Origin of the sequence: Streptomyces sp. NPDC020742, from assembly GCF_040641675.1 — a bacterium.
Lineage (GTDB): Bacteria > Actinomycetota > Actinomycetes > Streptomycetales > Streptomycetaceae > Streptomyces.
Genome location: NZ_JBFAEA010000005.1, coordinates 385,660 through 405,404 on the forward strand (window position 1 = coordinate 385,660; position 19,745 = coordinate 405,404).

A 19,745-nucleotide genomic window follows, 5' to 3' on the forward strand; every position below is an offset into this window, starting at 1 on the left:
CCCCGGCCGCAAGGTGGTCCCCGCGCATGCGGGGTTGGTCCCAGGTCCCCCTCCCGTCGTAGCGTGGAGTCCGTGATTGCAGAGGAAGTTGGGGTTCATGGGATCCAAGCAAGGGACGTACACGCCTGACTTTGTGAGGGCTGTACGCATTGTGATCGAATCGGGAAGCCGAACCCGGACGTCGCAGAGGAGCTCGGCGTCCACTCCGGCACGCTGCACAGCTGGGTGTCGCGGTGACGGCGCGACGGGTCGGCGTCGTCCGACCGGCCGGCTGAGCCCGCCCCGGGTGAACGGATCGGAAGTGAGGGGTTCACGAGTGGTGCGGGTGGCGCGGCCTGACGGCGTGTAGGCGTCCCGCTACATCGTCGCCGACTTCGAAGTCTGCGGTGTAGAACTGATATCTACCCGCCGGCAGAGAGATGGGCAGCACCTCGACTTGTTCCAGAGAATGCCCCGGGACCGTTGCATCAAACATGATCAATTGGCCATGGACATCAAGCGCGGGGCCTTGATGCCAGTCGTCGATACGATCAAAAGAGCTGCGCGCGCCATCAATCAACCGCTCCTCGGATGGCGCATAGCTCCATTGGAGCACGCATTGGAATTCTGACAGGAACGTAGCAGGCAACGGCTCGTCCGCTACGACGATAGCTGGCACTTTCTGGGCATCCGGCCCGAATTCCACTCGCCCGAGATAGTCTTCCACGAGACACGCTTCGTCGTAGTCATCGCCCTCGATTCCCTGCCAAAGGGCGGCGTGAGCGTCGGAAACAATGACGAACGGGCCTCCGGTTGACTCAATCCATTTCGTCGGATTGTTTGCCGCTTCGACGGGAGATTCCATGCCTTCCATCACTTTCACTTGCTCTCGTACAAGGGCTTCATGATAGGCGCGAGCTGTCTTGCCCAGCCCGCTTGCTGTCGGCTGCATGGCAGGCATTGCGGGTAGAGGCGCTGCGGCGTCCCATCGGGGACCCATGAGCTGATGGGTTGATGGTCGGGCACGAAGTTCCCGCCCTTCGACATCGGGTCCTTGGAGCCACATGTGTGGCAACCGAATTGCTCACCAAGGTCGTTTATTTGCTTTCGCTCCTCAGCGGTGAACTTCTGGGACTTGCTCTGCGCTGGAATGGACTCCTGAGCGTAGTCCCCGATGGTGCACACCTTCTCTGGGTCGCTGCGCTGAGACTTCTTCTTCGGGCAGCTCTCAGGGGACAGCCCCAGAGGATCAGACCAGGTGTGGGGGTTATGCGGGTAGGTGGCGGGATTCGGTGCGGGCTCTAGTCCGAGCGGATCGGGCGTTACGTAGCGCGCCGTATCGGGATCGTAGTGGCGGTGGAAATTATAGTGGAGGGCGGTTTCCTGGTCGTCATATTGGCCAGGAAACCGCAGCGGTGTGTGGGCGGTGGCATTGCGATTCCGTGCAGTAGTACCCCAGAGCGTTCTACGGGAGTACCAGGCAACGTGTCCGGTCTCATCGACGAGGTCTGTGGGCGTTCCGATGAGGTCGGTAATGATGGCGAAGAAGCGGGAGTCGATTTCGGACTGGTTCGAGTTGAGTCGCCGCTCGGTCTGCGTGAGCGGGCGATGGTCGTCGTGCTCCCAGGTCAGAGTGATGCCGGTATGGAGAGTGGTCTGCTCCGCGAGGCGTGTGCCATCCCAGGTAAAGATGGTTTCTTCCGCGACTGAACCATCTGCCGTCAGGCGGCGCTTGGCGGTCCTGCGCCCCAATGGGTCGTATGTGTAATTCCATACCGTTCCGTCTGGGGTGGAGCAGGCGATCAGGCGGTCTTCGACGTCCCACTCGTAGCGCCAGGTATCCGGTTTCTTTGACAGCCGGGTCTTCTGGCGCTGGAGCGTGCGCCCGGCGCCGTCGTATTCATACTGGATCCTGCCAGCTGTCAGAAGTCGGGTGCCGGAGTACGTGCGCTCGCCACGAGCGGCGATGCGGCCGGCCTGATCCGGCCACTCAGCAGTCGTCTGGTTGCCAGCCACGTCGTAGGCATATGACTCGGACCAGTTCTCGGCTGTCACCGCCACTGGTCGACCAACCGGATCTAGATCGAAGTGAGTTTGTGTTCCCCTCAGCTCATCGCTCACGGCCGTGAGGTAGCTGTCGGGGCGGTAGCGATAGGAGCGCGAGCGGACGGTACGGGCTTGTGTGGCCAGCGTCTGGTGCGTGGGCCGACTACGTTCGTCCCACGCAGTGGTGAGCGTGACAAGGTCGTGCGCCGTGCCGAAAGTGCGATGCACTTCGCGACCCAGCTCATCGTGGGCGAACGTCATCCTGTGCCCATGCACGGACATCTCTGTGCGATTGCCAGCGAGGTCGTAGGCAAGGTGTGTGACTACGCCTGTGGGGGTGACGCGCGAGATGCGACGGCCTTCTCCGTCATAGGAATAGGTCGTCGTGCGCCCATCCACGGTTTCCGACAACACGCGGCCCATGACGTCACGTTCATAGGTCAGCGTGGATGTCGGCGAGGCAGCCCCGATGAAGTCGCCGGCCATGTTGTAGCTGTACGTAGTGACCTCACCCGCGGCGCCCTTGCTCACCAACTGTCCCATAGGATTCCAGGCATAGGTGACGGTCTGCCCCAACGGATTAGTGCGGGACGTAGGCCGACCGGCGGCGTCATACTGGTAAGTGATGGTGCGATCGTCGAAATCTGTCTCGGATATAAGACGTCCCGCAGCATCGTAGGTGTAGTCCCAGGTGAGCCCTTGTGGGTTCCGTACGCTGGTTATGTGAAGCTCGGTGTCGTAAGAGAACTCGTACCGGACGCCATCGGGGCCTGTGCGCGCCGCCAATTGGTCGAAGTGAGTGTACTCGTAACGCGTGAGGCCACCGTTGGAGTCAGTGTGGGAAACACAGTTTCCCTCACCGTCCCACGTCCACGACTCCTCACGGCCGTCTTGCAGGATCCGCCGGGTGGGGTTGCCTTCGGCCGTCCACTCCAGTCGGACGATCGCCCCAGTTGAATCAATCAGCTGTGTGACATGCCCAAATGCGTCCCGGACGACGGACGTGGTGTTCCCCAGCGGATCCCTGATGGCAGTCGGCAGTCCTGCGCTGCCGTTGACGAAGTGCCTTGTCGCCCCTGTCAGGTCCGTGATCGCCGTAACAGCCCCGGTCGCATCGTAGGTGAACGACGAACGTGCGCCGTCCGGAGTGGTGACCGATGTGCGATTTCCGTTGCCGTCCCACTTCTGCTGCCACACCGCGCCATTAGCGCCCGTTACCTCCACTGGCATGTGGAGCGAGTTGCAGGCGATCGTTTGTACGCTGCCATCGGGTAGATGGATCGCCGCCAGGTTGTGGTCGTCATCCCATACGTACCTGGTGACGCTCTCGAACGCATCCGTGGACGAGAGGAGCCGGTCCCAGCTATCCCATTGCTTCCGGCGGGTGTTGCCCAGGGGATCGGTCTCGGCCACGACTTGAAGGCGTTCGTTGATCCGATAGTGGGTGGTGTGGCCAAGGGAGTTGGTAGCCGTGGTGATGATGTGGCTAGTTTCGGGGTCGGCCTGGCGGTATGCGTAGTGGTATCGCAGGTGACCGTCGGCTCCGCCCTGAGACACGCAGCGGCTGCTCGTATCATAGGTGTACTCGTAACGGCTGCCATTGGTGTCGACCCACGCGGTCATCCGGTGGCGATCGTCGTATTCATACCGGCCAGGAACGCCAGAGGATTTGGTAACCGCCGTGAGGTTGCCCATATCGTCGTGCCCATACGACACGACCAGGGCGTCACCCCCGTCTTCCGCGCCGCCGACGAGGTACAGGGCTGTGACACGACCCTGCTCGTCGCAGGTGAACTTGAGGTGGTACCCACCAGAGTGTCTGATGGCAAGCGGAGCGCCGGTCTCGTCGTCGTAGTCAAAGGAGAGGTAGTTGCCGTTGCGATCCGTCAGCTCATCGAGCAGGGCCAAGCCTGGGGCGTGTGTGGCTTCGGAGAAGTATCGAGTGTGACCGGTTCTGGGGTTTTCAATGGCCCAATCACCCTGATGCGTACGAAACAACGGCCAGCGAGGTCCCTGGTCCGGCAGTCTCCGCTGACCAGGCTCAGGAAGATCGTAGGACAGCAGCATTCCGTCCTCGGTGACGAAGATGATCCCCTGCTCGTCGATTTCCAGACGCTGGTCAACCGTGGAGGACCAGGATGGCCCTATGTGCCGGCCAACGCGGTACGAGGACTCGAACTTCCGCACAATCCGGAGAGGCAGGACGCCGGGAAGGCAAATATCGGTTTCCGCCAGGAAGACGCGTCCTGTAGCGACATCTACCGGATCCCCGCAGTCTTCCGTGGCGCTCTCGGGTCGGGTGTTGTTGTTCGGGTGCTCCTTGTCGAGTTGGTCACGCGCCGCCCCCTTGTCGGGACGGCGCGTGCCGCTCTTGCCACCAGGCCCACTTCTCCCGCCATGAGTGTGGGGGGCCTTGGGGTCGCCTTTCCCGCACTTCCCCAGACCCTTGAAGTGGTCGGCTAGGCCCTTGTCGTTGTCGTGGTGGTTTTTGGCCATCTGCTTGATGCCGCGGGTCATGTTGTCGTCGAGGTGATTGGCGGTCTTCTTCACACCGTCCTCGATACCGTCGATGACCTTGTCCAGCATCGCGTTCGCCGCGTCTGCGATGGGGTCCTTGCCCCTGGTGCGACCGTGGTGGCTCCGTGCGCGACCGATCTTTCCGCCAGCCTTGATGCGGAAGGTCCCACCCGCACTCTGCAGACCTGTCACGGCCCTGTCGTGTTCCTCCGGATCATGGCTGAATCCACTGCTGCCCCCGGAGCCGCCGCTGCCGCCCGACCCACCACTGCTGCGACCGCCGGCGCTGAGAAGTTCCATCGGGTTGTCGGCAGCTGATTTCGCGGACTTCTTTGCGCCCTGGACGCCCTCGTTGAAGCCTTCCTTGCCGGCATTGGCCGTCTGTCCCAGGTCCACACCGTCCTGGACGCCGAGAGCATTTGCGCCGAGCTGGACGACCAAGTCACCGACCATCGCACCGAGCGCTTCCTCAACAGGGGTAAGAGCCATGCTGATGACCTGCTCGGCGACCTGCTGACAGACCTCCTTGAACAGCCGCTTAACGATCACGCGCGTAGCCTGGGTGGCAGCCAACGCACCGACCTCGGAGAGCCCTAGGGTGAACGGGGCCGCAGCCTGCGCGGCAATCACCTCAGCCGCGAGAATGCCGAGTTGGACGATAGCGCCGAGCTTGGCACCCTCGATCAGGACGGCGACGCCATCCAGGGCGGTGGCCGCCATGCGGCCGCAGTCCCCCAGGTTCTTCAGGTGCGTGCCGTTGATCTTGCCCCAGTGGGCGTTCAGCGCCTCGACGGCCACCGAACCGCCTGCGGAGGAGACAAGTCCCTGGATCGCGGTGTGCGCTTCATTCGCGCCATCATCGATGTCGTCGGCGAACTCCCGCATGGCGACGCCCATCTCACGGTAGTCGCCTTCGTCCACGTTGGGCCAGGAAACCCCGATGATGTCGAGAACCTCGTCAGCCCACCCAGGCAGCACAACACCCATGCGATCCCCCGCGCTAACCGCCATTCAGATGCTCACACCCTCTCACCTGGTCAGACGGTTCCTCAAGGCGGAAACATGTCGGCTTTCCCCCACCCTCTTCGGCGTACGGATCGGGTTCAGTGGCTTCCGCATGTCAGATCCGCGATGGAAGGAGCGGACACCTACGGACAGCCGATCCAGTCCTGGGTCTGCTCTTGGCGAGGGGGGCGACCACCGGTGGTGAGATGCCGGTCCAGTACCTCAGCAGGTCCTCAAAGACGTCGAGAACTTGGTAGAGGGGCAGTCCGGCATCCGCACTTTGGGGTCGAGCCGCCGCGGCGTGAGTACGCCTGGGCGGCGGTGACGAGAGTGGCGTGGTGATGCCAGCCTCGCCAAGTGCGGCCTTCGAACTGGTCCAGGCTCAGACCGTGCTTGAGTTCACGGTAATCGTGCTCAATGCGCCAGCGCCCCCCGGGACCCGAAGTGGGCTCCAGCACCACTGGCCGCAGCCGCCGGGCCTCACCCGGACCGCCTGCTTCGGCTCGAACGCCACCGGCATGAAGCCCGCGGGTCGCACGGCCGCTGCGCACACTGCTTGTCTATTCGTGCGCGGGGTGGTGGAGGACCGGGTAGCGGCAATCCTTCCAGACCTGCACAGTCACCCCGCTGTTGCGGGAGATCGACCTTGACGAGGTGGTGCCGATGGCGCTCGGCGGCGTACCCGAGGAAAGCGTCGCCCTCGGCATCCCTGAGGCGCTGACGATGGTCACCGTCGCCCCGGGGCTGCCGGAGGAAGCCGTGGCCAACGTAATCGAGAACGCGGTGAAGTACAGCCCCGACGGCGAGTCCGTGCTGGTGAACGCCAGCACACTCGGCGATCGTGACGAGATACACGTGATCGACCGTGGCCCAGGCATCCCCCACGCCGCCAAAAACCTCATCTTCGCGCCGTTCCAACGCTATAGACCTGGCCCAGCCGCACTCCGCACATCGCCGAGCTGCGTGACAGCCCTTCACCCGGCCGCCCGCGTTCCTGGCGCGCAGCCCTGCGTTCGCCGAAGCGAGCCTCGCCGAGCACGTCAGCGTTCCAAGCTCCGGTGCTCGAAAGCGGAGAGCCGGAGTACAGCGGTGTCCACGCCGGACGCTGGACGCCGTCCTGATCCGCCACACACGAACCCCTGCCGGTCATCTGGCGGTGTGGACACCCAAGCGGCACCGATGTATCCCAGGATGGGCGCCCCGTGACGCTCGCAGCTCCTGATGATGCGGTGGCGCGGGTCGCGGTGAGGTCGTGGCAGCGTTCCCGGCAGGGCCGAGGCAGCCACAACACAACGAGCCGGCACCACCCAAAGGAGTGTTCCATGACCGTCGGAAAGCGACACCCGTGATCGAGTGCGCCCTCACGTGCGTCACCAGTGGTTTGGAGATTTCCTCCACCCGAAAAGCCGAACGATCCGACTTAGGAGTCCGCCTCGGACGTGCTCAGCCAGTCCCGTGCGCTCCTGGCCGTAGCGCGCAACTGCGGGTGGTCACGCACGATCTCTCGTTGACGCCCAGCTGGCAGCCCAAGTTCGTTCAGCAGATTCAGAATAACCACCGCGGTGGTTACGTCCACAATGGCGATCAGCTCCTCGAGCTCGTGGTTGGGGGTTCGCCCTTCGTGTGCTAGGTCGTTTCGCGCTCGAGTCGTCCGTCTGGCCCACCGGTCCACGTCAGGCACGAGGGTGGACAGCGCCTCCTGGTCGGGGCGGGCCGCGAGTGCGTACAACCGATCCCGAAGGGTCGGGTCATTGCGTAGGGAGCCGCGAATCCGCTTCCTATGCTCCTCGGGCACCTGAGCCAGCATCGCTTCCCGCATCGGTTTGAAATCCTCCGATGGGATCGGCGGTTCGTCAATGTCAAAGCCACGGTGCAGCACCTCAGCCGCTCCCACCGCCGTCAGAAGATTATTCTCGACGTAACGTGCTGGCGCGTACCGAAGCCCCAGAACCATGTTCGTCGCGGACTGCAGCCGCTCGTGCACATCGCACCAACGGGGGATGATTTCCTCGAAAGGTAGAGCCTCGCACGTGAAGAACACACGATGATGAGCGGCTGCCTTCGCATCGTGCTTCCCGACCACGAAGGGCGAGTACAGCACGTCGACATTCCGCTCCAGCCGCGGCCCGCCGCACTCCGACACAGCGTCGTCCGGGGCTAGTTTCAGGCGTACCCAGATCATGCCTGCAGCACGATGAGTGGCAAGGGCGATCAGGTCTTGTATCAACCGGGCATAGCCAATCGCATCACTCAATGAAGACGCCTCGCGCCGGGTGATCTGCTTGTACGCGGTATCACTCATGCGACCAACGGTTCCACCCCGACGCTGATCGAAGAACGGCAGCGTGTGGCGGTGCGCGAGCACGAACTCGGTCCCGTCGACTTCGACTGACTGCACCTCCACCGGCTTAACGGAAATGGTGCCGCTCCCATCAGGACGCCCGCCGGGCGCACCCAGGAACCCCTCGAGCACTGACGATGCCGCCCAATGCCCGAGATCCTCCACTGAAACCTCTGTTGTGGAGAACGCTGCCTCGTCTTCACCGCCGACGTGCGCCCCGATGAGTGCCGTCGTTGCCACAACGGTCTGTTTATCGGGGGTCTTTACCCGCGCACCGAAGGTCCGCTGGCCACCGTCAGGAAAACAGCCGAAGAGGCTGATCTCGCGTTGATCGGCGGCACCATGGATCACACCCCACGTTCGACGGCCCTCATGGACCATCAGCACACCTGGAGCAGGCGTCGTCGTGACTCGGTCCTCGAACGCGCCGATCAATGAGAGTATCAAGCCGCGCTCGGGCTCGTAGCGAAGCACGCCTGGCACCTGGTGCCCAGGGTCTTCCGGCAGCCACCACAAGCCAGCCCACTCGCCTGATGCGTCGAGATTCAGCGGGTCACTGCCCCTCATGATCACCTTGCCCGTCGTATGGAGTGTTCGCGAGTTCACGCACGGCGCTCTTCCGAATTATTCCTGGGTTGCGTCTCGGGGAAGAGATCAACCGTGGCTGGCGACGAGGCGCGGAGCCGGGCGCTGATTGAACCGCTCCGGGTCTGATGGAGGCGTTAATGTGCCTCGGCTTACGTAGAGTCGAGTTACTGGACTCTAGACGAGTCTTTCCGAGTGTCTGCGGGCATGAGGCGAGAGTGGTCAAGATCCGTTTGTGACGACAGACTTGAACACCCTCGTGACCGCACTGTACGTGAAGGTCGACGACGACTGGGACGGATCGCCCGGCTTCCGGGCCGGCCGCCGAATCTGCGTCATTCGGAGTTGCGTCGACGACGATGTGACCGTAGCGGTGACGCAGATAGCGCATCGCCGGAGCTGTTGTCGTTGAGGTGGGCCAGGTCACCGCCGCCGATGTCCTCCTTGCGCTCGGCCCGCCCCTGGATCTTGCGGGCCCGCTCCATCTCGTAACGCGCCGCGCGTTCGGGAGCCTGGGCCCAGCTCTCCCGCTCCCGGCCGTTGAGACGCAGGGTGAACTGGTCCAGCAGTTCGCCGGGGACGACGGCGACACCATCGACATCCGGCCGATGGAGACCAAGGGGCAGGGCGTGGTCTCCGAACACCAGGTCACCCTGAAACGGTTCGAGAGCGTCTACACCCCCGCCGGATGGGACGTCGCCGTCTACCGGCAGGACATGCCCAAGGCGATGTGGGGTGCGCCGCTGGGCGATCCCCGCGATGTCCTGGACGGTGACGGGCTACTCAGCGGCTGCCTGGCCGGCATCACCTTCGAGATCCCCAAGCCCGAACTGGCTCCCTCGGTCGGCTGGGTCGGCGCGGAGGCTCTGGAGGCCGATGGGCTGCCGGATGCGCCGATCCCGCTGCTGGGCTCGCAGCCTGAGGGGCCGCCGTCAGTCCCGGACGACGAGGGCGAGGGCAGCATCGGCGCCATCGTCGACCCGGACACCGGTATCGCCGCGCAGACCACCGCCACCCGCCGCGCCTCGGTGCACGCCGCCCTGGCCGGCCTCGGCTTCGCCCCCCGGCACCGACGACCCCCTGACCCGCTACGCGGACCTCGCGAAGACCACGTTCACCAACGCGCCCATGACCACCACAGCCGAGAGGTGAACCGACGTTGAGCGGCACCGAAGACCTCCGCGTCGCCTTCCACGACTACCGTCGCCCGCTTGCCACCGCCGGCGTCTACACGCTCACGGCGGAGCACCACCTGACCAAGGACGGCAACCGGGTCGACATGAATCCGGCCATCCCTGCCACCACACAGCAGTTCGAGATCCGCGCGGTCCGGTTCGTCCTGGACCCCTCGTCCGTGCACGCCCACTACCCGGCAGAGGGCGCCGCCGGCGACTTCAGCCGCACCCTGCCGCACATCATCCTGGACCGCTCCATCCTGCCCTGGGAGCGACTGCTGAAGGCCCGCGCAGTGCCCGAGCAGGCACCGTGGCTTGCGCTCATGGTGTTCCGCGCGGGTGAACTGCCCGACGCCCCCGAGAGCTTGGGCCAGACCACCACCCGCACCGTCGCCGAGCTGCGCAGCCCCGGCGACGGCATCCTCGGACCCGACCTCAGCGACACCGGCATCACCCCGGGCATCGCGGCCAGCCGCTGCCAGAGCATCGACGTCCCGGCCGCACTGTTCACCGCGCTGGTGCCGCGTGAGGAGGAACTGAACTACCTCGCCCACGTCCGCGACGTCTCCACCCGACCGCAACGACGCGACGACGGCGAGATCCTGACCAAGGGCCAGTACGCTGTCCTGGCCGCCAACCGCCTCCCGCGACAGCCCGGTACCTACACCGCGCACCTGGTCTCCCTGGAGGGCTTCAACGGCAAGCTCAACCCCGGCCAACTGGGCGGGAACGTAAGGTCCGTGCGGCTGTGCGTGCTGCACTCCTGGACGTTCACCAGCGACCCGGCCGGCACCCGCGACGCCGCGGCCCTGCTGAGCAACCTCGTCGCACCAGCCCGCGCCGACCGGGAGAACCTGACACTGCGCCTTCGCCCGAGCGGGAGCGTGGCGGCCCGGTCCACCGCGGACGCCGAGCAGTACGCCCGCCGCCGCCTGCACCTGGGGTACACCCCGCTGCCATACCGGCTGCTGTCCGGGGAGACCACCTACGGCTGGTACCGCGGCCCCCTCGTCCCCGTCATGGCCGCCGAGACCCGCGGCTTCGCCCGCGATACCCCGAAGACCACCGCCGACCACGCGCTGATCTACGAGCAGGAGCACGGCCTGTTCGACGTCTCCTACGCCGCCGCCTGGACCCTGGGCCGCACCCTGGCGCTGAGCGACCCCGACTACTGCGAGGAGATCACCCGCGCACGACGCGAACTGGCCAACACCGCAGCGACGATGATGGCCCTGGCCACCGCCGGCCCGGGGCTCGCCGCCGCCGACCCCGCCGACCTGGACGGGCGAACCCTTCGGGAGTTGGCCGCTCCCGGCTTCGCCACCGACCTGCTCGACGCGCTCGCCCGCCCCCTCGCCCCGCACGACCAAGCCCCGGCATCGGCATCGGCCCGCCGCAGCCGCCGTGCCTGCCTCACCCAGCAGAGCGCCCGCGCCGTCCTCGCGGCCGGACCCCAGACAGCGGCCCTGCAGGCCACCGCCGAACGGCACACCCGCACCCTGCCGGCCTGGGCTGGACGAGCTCACCCTGCTGCGCCGAGTGCCGTTCAACTACCTGGTGCCGCACCCCGCGATGCTCCCCCCGGAGTCGATCCGGCTTTTCCGCATCGACGAGAACTGGATCGAGGCACTGCTCGCCGGCGCACGCGACGTCGGCGTCCACACGTCCCTGGACGCACTCGTCGACACGACGCTCACCGCCGCCATCGACAGCCGCCGCACCCGTATCCGCACCGGGGAAACCGGCCGGGCCGGGCTGCTGGTCCGCTCCGAACTCGTCGAAGCATGGCCGGTGTTCGACATCCTCACCAGCGCCGGCGGAGCGAACCTCGCCGAACTGCGCCGCGACCACCTCGCCCCGGACACACTGCTGCTGCTCCTGGACGCCATGCCGGACGAGATCGTCATCCGCGAGCCTGGCCAAGGGATCCACTTCGGCATCGACAGCAGCGGCGCAGGCGGCGAAGACGACAGTGTCCTCAACCTGCGCGAGCACCGGCCCGGCGAAGACCTCGGCTACCCGCTGCGCCGCGACTACCCCGCTGCAGGCGGCCTGCTCACCCGCCACCTGCGGCTGCCCAACGGGGGCGGTGCGCCGGATGTTCTCGCCCTACGCGGCGACCGGGGCCTGGTGCCCGCGCTCGCCGCTGACCTCGACCCCACCCTGAGCGACCTCGCCCCCGGTGAGTTCGCCCTGCAACTCGTCAACGCCCCCGTCGAACAACGCCTGACCCTCGACTCCGCGCCCGACCAGGAGAGCGCCCGATGACCGACACCGAACTGATCGTCCCCGTCGAGGTCCACGCGCTGCTGGTCACCCGCGACGTGGCGAATTTCGACGACTTCCGACGCTGGACCCCGAAATACCCGTGGACGTTCTCCAAGGACTTCCGCAGCAACGCCGAACCGCCTTTCCATGCATCCGAGGGCGACCCCGGCGAGGGCATCCACGTGCAGTGGCAGCTGCCCGAACCCCTGACCACCGGCGCGATCGACCCTGCCACCGGCGTCAGCACCTTCCCGCTGGTCCCCAACCGCTGGCTCGTGGTGCGCTACGCCAAGGTGCGTGACGAGCTGAAGGCCGCCGGGTTCCTCGTCCACAGCGACTACCTGGAGAAGGCCGACGGCGGACCCGTGGAGTCGGCCTTCACCCCGTTCGTCGATCCGGCCTCCCCCAAGGAAGCGCCTCGCGCCGACTACATCGGCCGCGTCCACCCGCTGAGCGACGGCCCCTGGCAGGAGCCCGCCGCCCGGCGGCTGTTCCTCACCGCCATCGGCAGCGGACTGCCCGCCTTCGCCGCCTTCGCCCCCCTACCACGAGAACGTCTTCCTCTTCCACGACACCCTCGCCGACCTCAAGGCCAACGACAACTACCCACCCCCGTGCACCGTCAGCTACTGCGTCATCGGCTGGTACAGCCAGGACGACGCCGACATCCTCACCACCGCACGCGACATCGAAGGCCTGCTGCCCCCGACGCCGACCCCGACAACCCAGCAGACGTGCTGCGAGCCCTGGGCTGGGCCGCCCCCGACGGCATGCCGAACACGATCACCCGGACCCGGTACGTCGGCACCGCCCTCGGCATCCCCTGGGACCGCGAGGGCGGCCACCACGACTCCGACCGCCCCAAAACCCGGGACGTCAAGGTTGCGATCGGGCAGAGTACCGCCGACGCCGTCGCAGCCCTCGCCGATCACCAGACCGGCGGCACCGACCTCGCCGACCAGATCCGCGCCCTGTTCCACGGCAACCCCGACGAACTCGACGGCCCCGACTGGCAGGTCTCCCTGGATGAGATCACCCGCCGGTCCTGGTTCAGCGGCCACGACGGCGGTGCCACCTGGCAGGTCGTCAACCGGCCCAGCGACCAGGCCGACGCCCAGGCCCCCCCGCCCAACCGGACTGGATCACCACCCTCAACCGCAACCAGGACGCCTACGACCAGGCCAAGCACCGGCTCGCCGCCGCACAGCGGCGGCTGTGGACGCTGTGGTGGCTGCGCAACCTGCCCGACAACCGTCGCCCCCTCGACTTCGACTTCGACGAGGCAGCCTGGGACGGGCAGATCCAGGCCGTCGGAACGCAGGTCACGCAGCTCGAGACCGAGGTCGAGCGGCTGAGTGGCAAGGTCCCGCACGGTCTCACCCCCGAAGCGGTCCAGACCGCGATCGACCGCTACCCGGCGGACAATAAGCTGGAACTGCCCGAAGAGCTGGAGCTCAAGCGCACCCCCCGGCAGAGCTACCACCGCCCCGCCGACCCCGTCCTCGCCCTGACCGACACGGGCACCACCCAACCGCTCGGCCGCGACGAGGACGACCCGCTACCCTGCCGCCTGCCCTCCACGCTACTCACCCGAGTGAAGATCAACCACGACTGGGAGGACGTCCCAGCCAACCCGCTGTTGCCCGCCAACACCCCCGAAGCCCCAAGCATCATCAGGTCGGTCATCGCTGAATTCGCCCTGCTCGACCAGGCCGCACGCACCCCGGCCGCCGACGGCGACACCGCTCACACCGCGCTCCACGCCGTCGTCGCCCGCCCGGCCACCAGCTCCCAGGGCCCGTGGCCCGAATACACCCGCATGTGGCGCCAGCCCTGGCTCCCGCTCTATCTCCAGTGGGAGATCAAGCACTGCGCCACCCCCTATCAGAGTCAAGACGCCACCCTCAAATGGGAGTTCGGCCTCGGCTGCGACGGCGACCCCGAGCCCGACCGCTACCGCTACCGCTGGAAGGGCACGGACGCGGCCGACGGCGACGGCGACGGCGGACGGCGCTGGAACGCTTTCGGCGGACGCGCCTTCGTCACCCCCTCCACCCGCTACGTCCTGCGCGAGCAGGCCCGTCGGCTGGCCGAGCACGCCCCGCCGCAACTGGCCCGCCAACTGCGCGCCATGCGTGAGGACCTGGAAGGCATCGACGTGCTCTCCCAGGCCCTGGACGGCTTCCACGACTGGCTCATCCAGCAGGACGGCGCCGCCCAGGCCGTCACCGACCGCTCGATCCTGGCCCTGGCCGGCGAGACCAACCACGTCCCCGACGGCGCGGAAGGCCACGGCGAGCAGCGCTTCCAGCCCGTGCGGGCGGGCCAGTTCCACTTCATCGAGCTGGTTATCATCGACCGCTTCGGACGCGTGTGCTCGCTGGTGCAGCCGGTTGACACCCAACCCATCCAGTTCCCGCTGGTCCGCGCGGACAGCGTCGTGCCGGACAAGGACTTGTTCCCGAACCCGCCCGGCCCTCAGCGCTTCGTACAGCTACCGCCCCGGCTCGTGCAACCGGCCCGAGTACGCCTGGACACCGTGCCGCTACGGACCGACCAGCCGCCCGCCGAGGCCACCGAAGCCGTCGATGCCACGCAACTCCCCGGCGCCGACACACCGGTAGCCGGATGGCTGCTGGTCAACCACCTCGACCAGACCCTGCTGGCCTACGGCCCCGACGGGGAACCACTCGGCGAGCTGCGCGTGGTACGCGATGTCCAGAACACCCGCACGACGGCCTGGAACGCGCTCCCGCACGCCCCCTACACCCACCCGGAGGACGAGGACTTCGCCGCTGCCTACCCGCATCTCGCAGCCTTCGCCCGCGGCCTGCTCGGCCAAGACCCGGACGCCTTGGAAGCACTTGCCAAGACGATCGACACCGCACTCGACCACATCCTCGAACCCTCACCGGCCGAGGACCGCTCCCCGGCCCGGCTGATCGGCCGCCCCATCGCCCTCATCCGCACCCGCCTCAACCTGGACCTGATGGGCGAGCCGCTGACCGACCCCAGCTGGAAACGCGCGCTCATCCCGCCGGACGAGGACTACCCCGACCACCGTGATCACCCCGACTACCGCAACTACCCCGACTACCGCTGGACCGTGCGCCTCGGCGACCCCGACCGGCTCTCCGACGGCTTCATCGGCTACTTCGCCGCCGACGACCACGACCAGCGAACCCGCTACCACCGCTTCCACGCCGTCGACCCCAGCGGCCCGGCCAACGCCTACGTGACGCCGATCGAAGCCGGCACCCATCTCACCCTGCCCGCCCGGCCCGCCGACCGCCCCGCCACCCACCACCTCACCCTGCTCGCCTGCCCGCACACCGCCGTCCACGCCACCACCGACATCCTCCCCATCGCCGAAGTCACCGTGGACGCCGACACCACCCACCGGGCCCTGGCCCGCATCCGCGCCTCCTTCCGCCTCAACCCGCTGCTCGCCCCCGACCGCTTCGGCCCACCCACCGCCGCAGCCTCCGTCAAAGCCCAGGCCGGCCTCCCCGTCTCAGCCATAACGGACGGCGACCCGACCACCTCCTACGAGAGCACCGAATCACCGACGGTCGGCCCCTGGGTCCGGCTCGACCTGCACACCGAACGCCGCGTGGAAGCCATCGACATCCTCCTCGGCCGCCCGGACGGCAGCCACACCCCCGCGGCGACCGACCTGGAAGCCTCAACCGACGGCGAGCAGTGGACCGTCCTGCACAGCTACACCCAGGTGACCGAGATCCACCACGCCACTGAACCACCGCTCACCGCCCGCTTCCTGCGGCTGCGACACACCAGCGCCGCCACCGGGCCCTGCGCCGTACGCGAGTTCACAGTGCAGGCCGAACCACCGGACAAGTCACTCGTCATGCCCCGCCCCGCGGCCTGGCACGGCGACTGGACCTGGGCCGAACCGATCCCCGTGGACGGCACCGCCACCGGCCTGCCGCTGGCCGACTGGGACGAGCACCTCATCTACAACGCCGACCAGCTCTCCCACCCCGACGCACCCCTGCCCGTCGCCCGCTCCGGCTACCTCCAACTCCAACCGACCGCCTCGGAACGGACCCGCTCCACCCCGGCCCCCGCCGCCCCTACCCAGGCCCCGGAAGGAACAGCGTCGTGACCAGCCCCAACCCAGCCCTGCTCCTCCCGTACCGGCTGGAGCACACCCCGGCGACCGCCGCACATCCCGGAGAGGTAGCCCTCAACCGCGTCCGCCTCACCATCGGGGACGACCCGGACGGCCGCGCCAGCTGGCCGGTGCGGTGCGCACGGATCGCCCTTGACCTCCCCACTGCCCACGGCGCAGCCGCGCGGACCGAGGAACCCGTCATCCTGCGCACCCGACTGGAACTCGAACGTGGCACCGGCCGAGGCCGGCAATGGCTGGTCGAAACCACCACCACCGACCCAACCGTCATCACCCTCACCCTCAACCCCGCCGAACCGGCCACCTTCGACGGCACCTGGACCCTCACCCTCACCCTCGGCATCAGCACCCCACTCGGCACCCAGAGCCGCATCACCGAGGACACCGCACCCGGCGGCAGCAGCCCGCGACGCCACGCTGGCACTGCCACCCTCACCACCACACCCCTGCCCAACTGACTTCCTGCGCCGAGGAGTTCCAGAGCCGTGACCACCGCTGACCTCCCCATGCTGCTCCCGCCCGCCCTGGTCGAGGATCCGAGCCCGCTCAATGTCTCCACCTTCGCCAAACCGGAGTACGCCAACCTGACCTTCACCTATGGCAAGGTGAAGTCCGGCGGCAACTGGCCCGTGCACTGCAAGTGGTTCAAGGTCCGCATCCCGACCGGCCGCCAGGCCTCCGCCCTGACCAGCGAACCATCCCTGATCCGCTACGAGTTGACCGTACCCACCGGCAAACGGCAGTGGGCCGTCGAGCGCGACTCCCGCGACCCCAACCAGACGATCTTCACCTGCTCGCCGCCGCCGAACGAGCACGCCGCGTTCGACGGCACCTGGAGCGTCCAGCTGGAGCTGTGGGGCATCGAGGTCAATGGCGGCATCGGCCCGGTCGACATCGTCCGGCAGGAGTCCGTCTCGACGACCGGCGCGGACGGCCCCTACGAGGAACGCACAGGCAAAGGCGGAGTCAGCAAGAGCGACGACTCGTTCTACCTCCACAGCTTCCGCCCAGCCTCCGTGGCCGTCAGCCGCAACACCAAGGCCACTCTCCACTGGGAAGGCACCCCCCACGCGAAGTACACCATGTACTACCGCAAGCCCGACGGCACCCAGGGTTCGTCCACGGTGACCAAGGATGGTGAATGGAGCTCCCCAGAAAACCTGGTAGACGACACCAGCTTCACCCTCGAAGCCAAGATGAAAAACGAAGTCCGCTACCTCACCACCTACATCAAGGTCAACAATCCCGATATCACCGTCAACAACGTGACCGCCAACGGCAACGTCACGGTCGATGGGGAAAAGGAGCTCAAGGTCGGCCGCCTGAGGGGAGCTGGACAATATCCATCTCTCAAAATCGAATCGCACATCACGGCCAACTCCGAGGACCCTGGGCGGACGATCGCATTCCAGAGTAAGTTCACCACCAGCGGCCCCGTCACCGCCAACGGCGACGTGACCATCGCCACCGCGAAGACCCTCACCGTGGAGACCATCAAGTCGCCCGAAAATGGTGCGCTAACTATCGTGAACATGCCGAGCAAAGAGAATGCCGTCAAAAAGGTGAAAGCCAGTTTCGCCGATGGCATTCTCTCCGTCACGGGAAATGAGTACTACAGCGGCGCCATCAGCACCATCAGTATTGCGGCCAGCGAAATCAACGGACGCGGGGGCGGCGCCCTCGCCCTCAACGGCATTGTCACGGTCAATGGTCTTGTCACCGCCAATGAGGGCATCACCCTCGCCGCAAAGAAGAGCATCAAAACCGACTACATCAACGCCAGGGTCCCCGCCGACGGCATTGTCGTGGGCAACAACATGAGAATGTACGAGGGAATGACCCTCACCACCAACGGAATCATCGCCGAAGGGGGTATCAGCGCCAAGGGCGGCTTCGGCTCTAATGGCAAATGGGTGATCAAAGCGGGCGATGAAATCGCTCTTCAAAGCACTGGGAGCTGAAACGGGAGCAGTGCTGGTACAAGCCCTAATCACAAGGCTTACCTAGTTTCCGCCGAGTTCGACGGCAATACCACAAACTGGCACAGGGTTTACTCCAGTGTTGGCTGGAAGTCGGAGGCCACCGTCTGGACCGTCGACTTGAGAGTTGCCAGTCGCGAGGGGGAGGAGCCCGGCAACGCAGATGCGGCCATGGCCGCCGCGGAGGAGCTGATTACCAGCGCCCGTCCCGATGGCGACGCTGGAGAGCCGCACGCCACAGGAGTGGAGGAGGCGTAGCGCGCTGATCTTCATGTGCGGGTCTGCACAGCTGGTCGAGGACCTCGCGCCGCAGGGTTGCGGTGACCCGTTCGAGGTGGGCGGTCACCTGGCGATGTGGGTCGGCGCACGCCATTTGACTGGGCGTCAGGTATAGGTCCTGTTGGTCCGTCGGTTCGGCAGCTCGGTGCCGTCGCCGGCCTGGCGGGGGGGCGGGCGTCTGACTGGACTGGGTGACCGGGGCCGTGGCTCCCGATACCTCCCAGTCATCGGCCCAGCCAATGATGTGCCCGCCGACAGATGCCGCGGCTGTCAGAACGTCCTCCCGATGACGCTCCGGGGACGACGTGGCCAGCCATCTTGGTCAGCCCAGAAAGCTCAGCCGCACCTGACGGTTGTAATTATCGATATTGGTGTCGACCAGGCATACCGACTGCCAGGTGCCCAGTGCCAGGCGCCCGGACACGACCGGGAGGGTGGCGTGCGGTGGGACCAGGGCCGGGAGGACGTGGTCGCGGCCGTGGCCGGGGGTGCCGTGGCGGTGGCGCCAGCGGTCGTCGGCGGGGAGCAGGTCCTGGAGGGTGGCTAGGAGGTCCTCGTCGCTTCCGGCGCCGGTTTCGAGTACGGCGATGCCGGCTGTGGCGTGCGGGACGAAGACGTTGAGGAGGCCGTCGCGGCCGTCCGCGGCGTCGCGGAGGAAGGCGGCGCAGTCGGCGGTGAGGTCGGCGACGGTCTCCGTCGAACCGGTGGTGATGTCGAGGGTGCGGGTGGTGAATGCAGTGCTCATGCGTTCATTGTCGTACGGTCGCCCGCTCGGGTCGGCAGGGCGGCGGGACGACGGGGCGGCGAGGAGGCGGGACGGCGAAGCAGCGGGACGGCGAAGCAGCGGGACGGCGAAGCAGCGGGGTGGCAGGGTAGCTCGCCATGGTGGCTCCATGCTGCGGAAACAAAGGTCCAGCAGCCGAGACGACGATTGCCCCTTGTCCTGGCGCACCGCTACGTTCAGCGGCATGTCCACCTTCGCTCTGCTCACCACGCGCGGTCATATCGACCTGCTGCGGGTGGCGTCCGCCGCGTGTCGCGGCCGCGGCGTGCGCTGAAGCCCGCGCTGAACCCCCATGCCGGTCGTGCCCTGATGTGTTGATTCCTCGGGGCCGGGGACGGGTCCGGGTCCAGGTCCGGGTTCGTGTCGGGGCCGGGTCCCTGTCCGAGCCTCGGTTGCGCGGCCGGCTCGACTGGGGCGCAATTCTTGGCCGCTGCTGAGGTTCGCCCGGGAGTCCCGAGCCGGCTGTGTGCGGGTGGGGCGCGTTCGTGAGGGGTTTCGGTCTCCCCGTTCCCTTTTCGGGCGGGCGGTTCTCTGCGCTGGTGCTTGGACTGTGGCTGGTGCCGCTCGGCCTGGAATCTTTCCGGTTGCGGGTGTGCGGGTTATCTGGGTGATCTGGTGATCCCCGCTTGCTTGC

At 66.7% G+C, this 19,745-nt stretch carries 13 protein-coding genes and 2 pseudogenes; 8 read left to right on the plus strand and 7 right to left on the minus strand.

What is annotated here, in order from left to right; translation table 11 throughout:
* Window positions 1–310: 310 nt before the first annotated feature.
* The 3 genes and pseudogenes from AB0G84_RS13140 to AB0G84_RS13150 all read right to left on the minus strand — a co-directional run.
* Window positions 311–931, minus strand: a complete 621-nt coding sequence (locus AB0G84_RS13140; protein ID WP_361319199.1) for an Imm21 family immunity protein — start codon at window positions 929–931, stop codon at window positions 311–313.
* Window positions 859–5,529: a DUF6531 domain-containing protein gene (locus AB0G84_RS13145; RefSeq protein WP_361319201.1), complete on the minus strand. Its 4,671-nt coding sequence runs from the start codon at window positions 5,527–5,529 to the stop codon at window positions 859–861. The genes AB0G84_RS13140 and AB0G84_RS13145 overlap by 73 nt, the downstream gene beginning before the upstream one ends.
* A 240-nt stretch (window positions 5,530–5,769) precedes the next feature.
* A pseudogene (locus AB0G84_RS13150) lies at window positions 5,770–5,975 on the minus strand (IS701 family transposase); the annotation flags it as partial.
* 178 nt (window positions 5,976–6,153) lie between these two features.
* Here AB0G84_RS13150 and AB0G84_RS13155 point away from each other — a divergent pair.
* Window positions 6,154–6,471: pseudogene (locus AB0G84_RS13155) on the plus strand (ATP-binding protein); the annotation flags it as partial.
* A 496-nt stretch (window positions 6,472–6,967) separates the two neighbouring features.
* On the opposite strand, the gene AB0G84_RS13160 reads toward AB0G84_RS13155, so the two are convergent.
* Entirely contained in the window at window positions 6,968–8,494 is a 1,527-nt protein-coding gene (locus AB0G84_RS13160; protein WP_361319203.1) for a HEPN domain-containing protein, read from the minus strand.
* A 314-nt stretch (window positions 8,495–8,808) separates the two neighbouring features.
* Entirely contained in the window at window positions 8,809–9,117 is a 309-nt protein-coding gene (locus AB0G84_RS13165) for a hypothetical protein (RefSeq protein ID WP_361319205.1), read from the minus strand.
* Between AB0G84_RS13165 and AB0G84_RS13170 the strand changes: the two genes are divergently transcribed.
* Window positions 9,103–9,636, plus strand: coding sequence for a hypothetical protein (locus AB0G84_RS13170; protein WP_361319207.1), 534 nt, complete (start codon window positions 9,103–9,105; stop codon window positions 9,634–9,636). The genes AB0G84_RS13165 and AB0G84_RS13170 overlap by 15 nt on opposite strands.
* Here the strand turns inward: AB0G84_RS13170 and AB0G84_RS13175 are convergent.
* Window positions 9,588–10,409 carry a hypothetical protein gene (locus AB0G84_RS13175; protein WP_361319209.1) on the minus strand — a complete coding sequence of 274 codons (822 nt, stop codon included), beginning with the start codon at window positions 10,407–10,409 and terminating at the stop codon, window positions 9,588–9,590. The genes AB0G84_RS13170 and AB0G84_RS13175 overlap by 49 nt on opposite strands.
* Window positions 10,410–11,187: 778 nt before the next feature.
* Between AB0G84_RS13175 and AB0G84_RS13180 the strand changes: the two genes are divergently transcribed.
* The 5 genes from AB0G84_RS13180 to AB0G84_RS13200 all read left to right on the plus strand — a co-directional run bounded on the left by AB0G84_RS13180 (window position 11,188) and on the right by AB0G84_RS13200 (window position 18,030).
* Window positions 11,188–11,916: a hypothetical protein gene (locus AB0G84_RS13180; RefSeq protein WP_361319211.1), complete on the plus strand. Its 729-nt coding sequence runs from the start codon at window positions 11,188–11,190 to the stop codon at window positions 11,914–11,916.
* The gene (locus AB0G84_RS13185) at window positions 11,913–13,271 is read left to right on the plus strand and encodes a hypothetical protein (RefSeq protein ID WP_361319213.1); all 1,359 of its coding nucleotides are present in this window, start codon (window positions 11,913–11,915) and stop codon (window positions 13,269–13,271) included. Before AB0G84_RS13180 ends, AB0G84_RS13185 begins: the two co-directional genes overlap by 4 nt.
* A gap of 239 nt (window positions 13,272–13,510) precedes the next feature.
* Entirely contained in the window at window positions 13,511–16,042 is a 2,532-nt protein-coding gene (locus tag AB0G84_RS13190) for a discoidin domain-containing protein (RefSeq protein WP_361319215.1), read from the plus strand.
* Entirely contained in the window at window positions 16,039–16,527 is a 489-nt protein-coding gene (locus AB0G84_RS13195) for a hypothetical protein (RefSeq protein ID WP_361319217.1), read from the plus strand. The genes AB0G84_RS13190 and AB0G84_RS13195 overlap by 4 nt, the downstream gene beginning before the upstream one ends.
* 27 nt (window positions 16,528–16,554) lie before the next feature.
* On the plus strand, window positions 16,555–18,030 hold the full coding sequence (locus tag AB0G84_RS13200) for a hypothetical protein (RefSeq protein WP_361319219.1): 1,476 nt from the start codon (window positions 16,555–16,557) through the stop codon (window positions 18,028–18,030).
* Window positions 18,031–18,649: 619 nt separating this feature from the next.
* On the opposite strand, the gene AB0G84_RS13205 is transcribed toward AB0G84_RS13200, so the two are convergent.
* Complete coding sequence (locus AB0G84_RS13205; protein ID WP_361319221.1) at window positions 18,650–19,072, minus strand: secondary thiamine-phosphate synthase enzyme YjbQ; 423 nt, start codon at window positions 19,070–19,072, stop codon at window positions 18,650–18,652.
* A gap of 223 nt (window positions 19,073–19,295) precedes the next feature.
* Here AB0G84_RS13205 and AB0G84_RS13210 point away from each other — a divergent pair, with 223 nt between their 5' ends.
* Complete coding sequence (locus AB0G84_RS13210) at window positions 19,296–19,385, plus strand: putative leader peptide (RefSeq protein ID WP_361319223.1); 90 nt, start codon at window positions 19,296–19,298, stop codon at window positions 19,383–19,385.
* The last annotated feature ends 360 nt before the right edge of the window (window positions 19,386–19,745 follow it).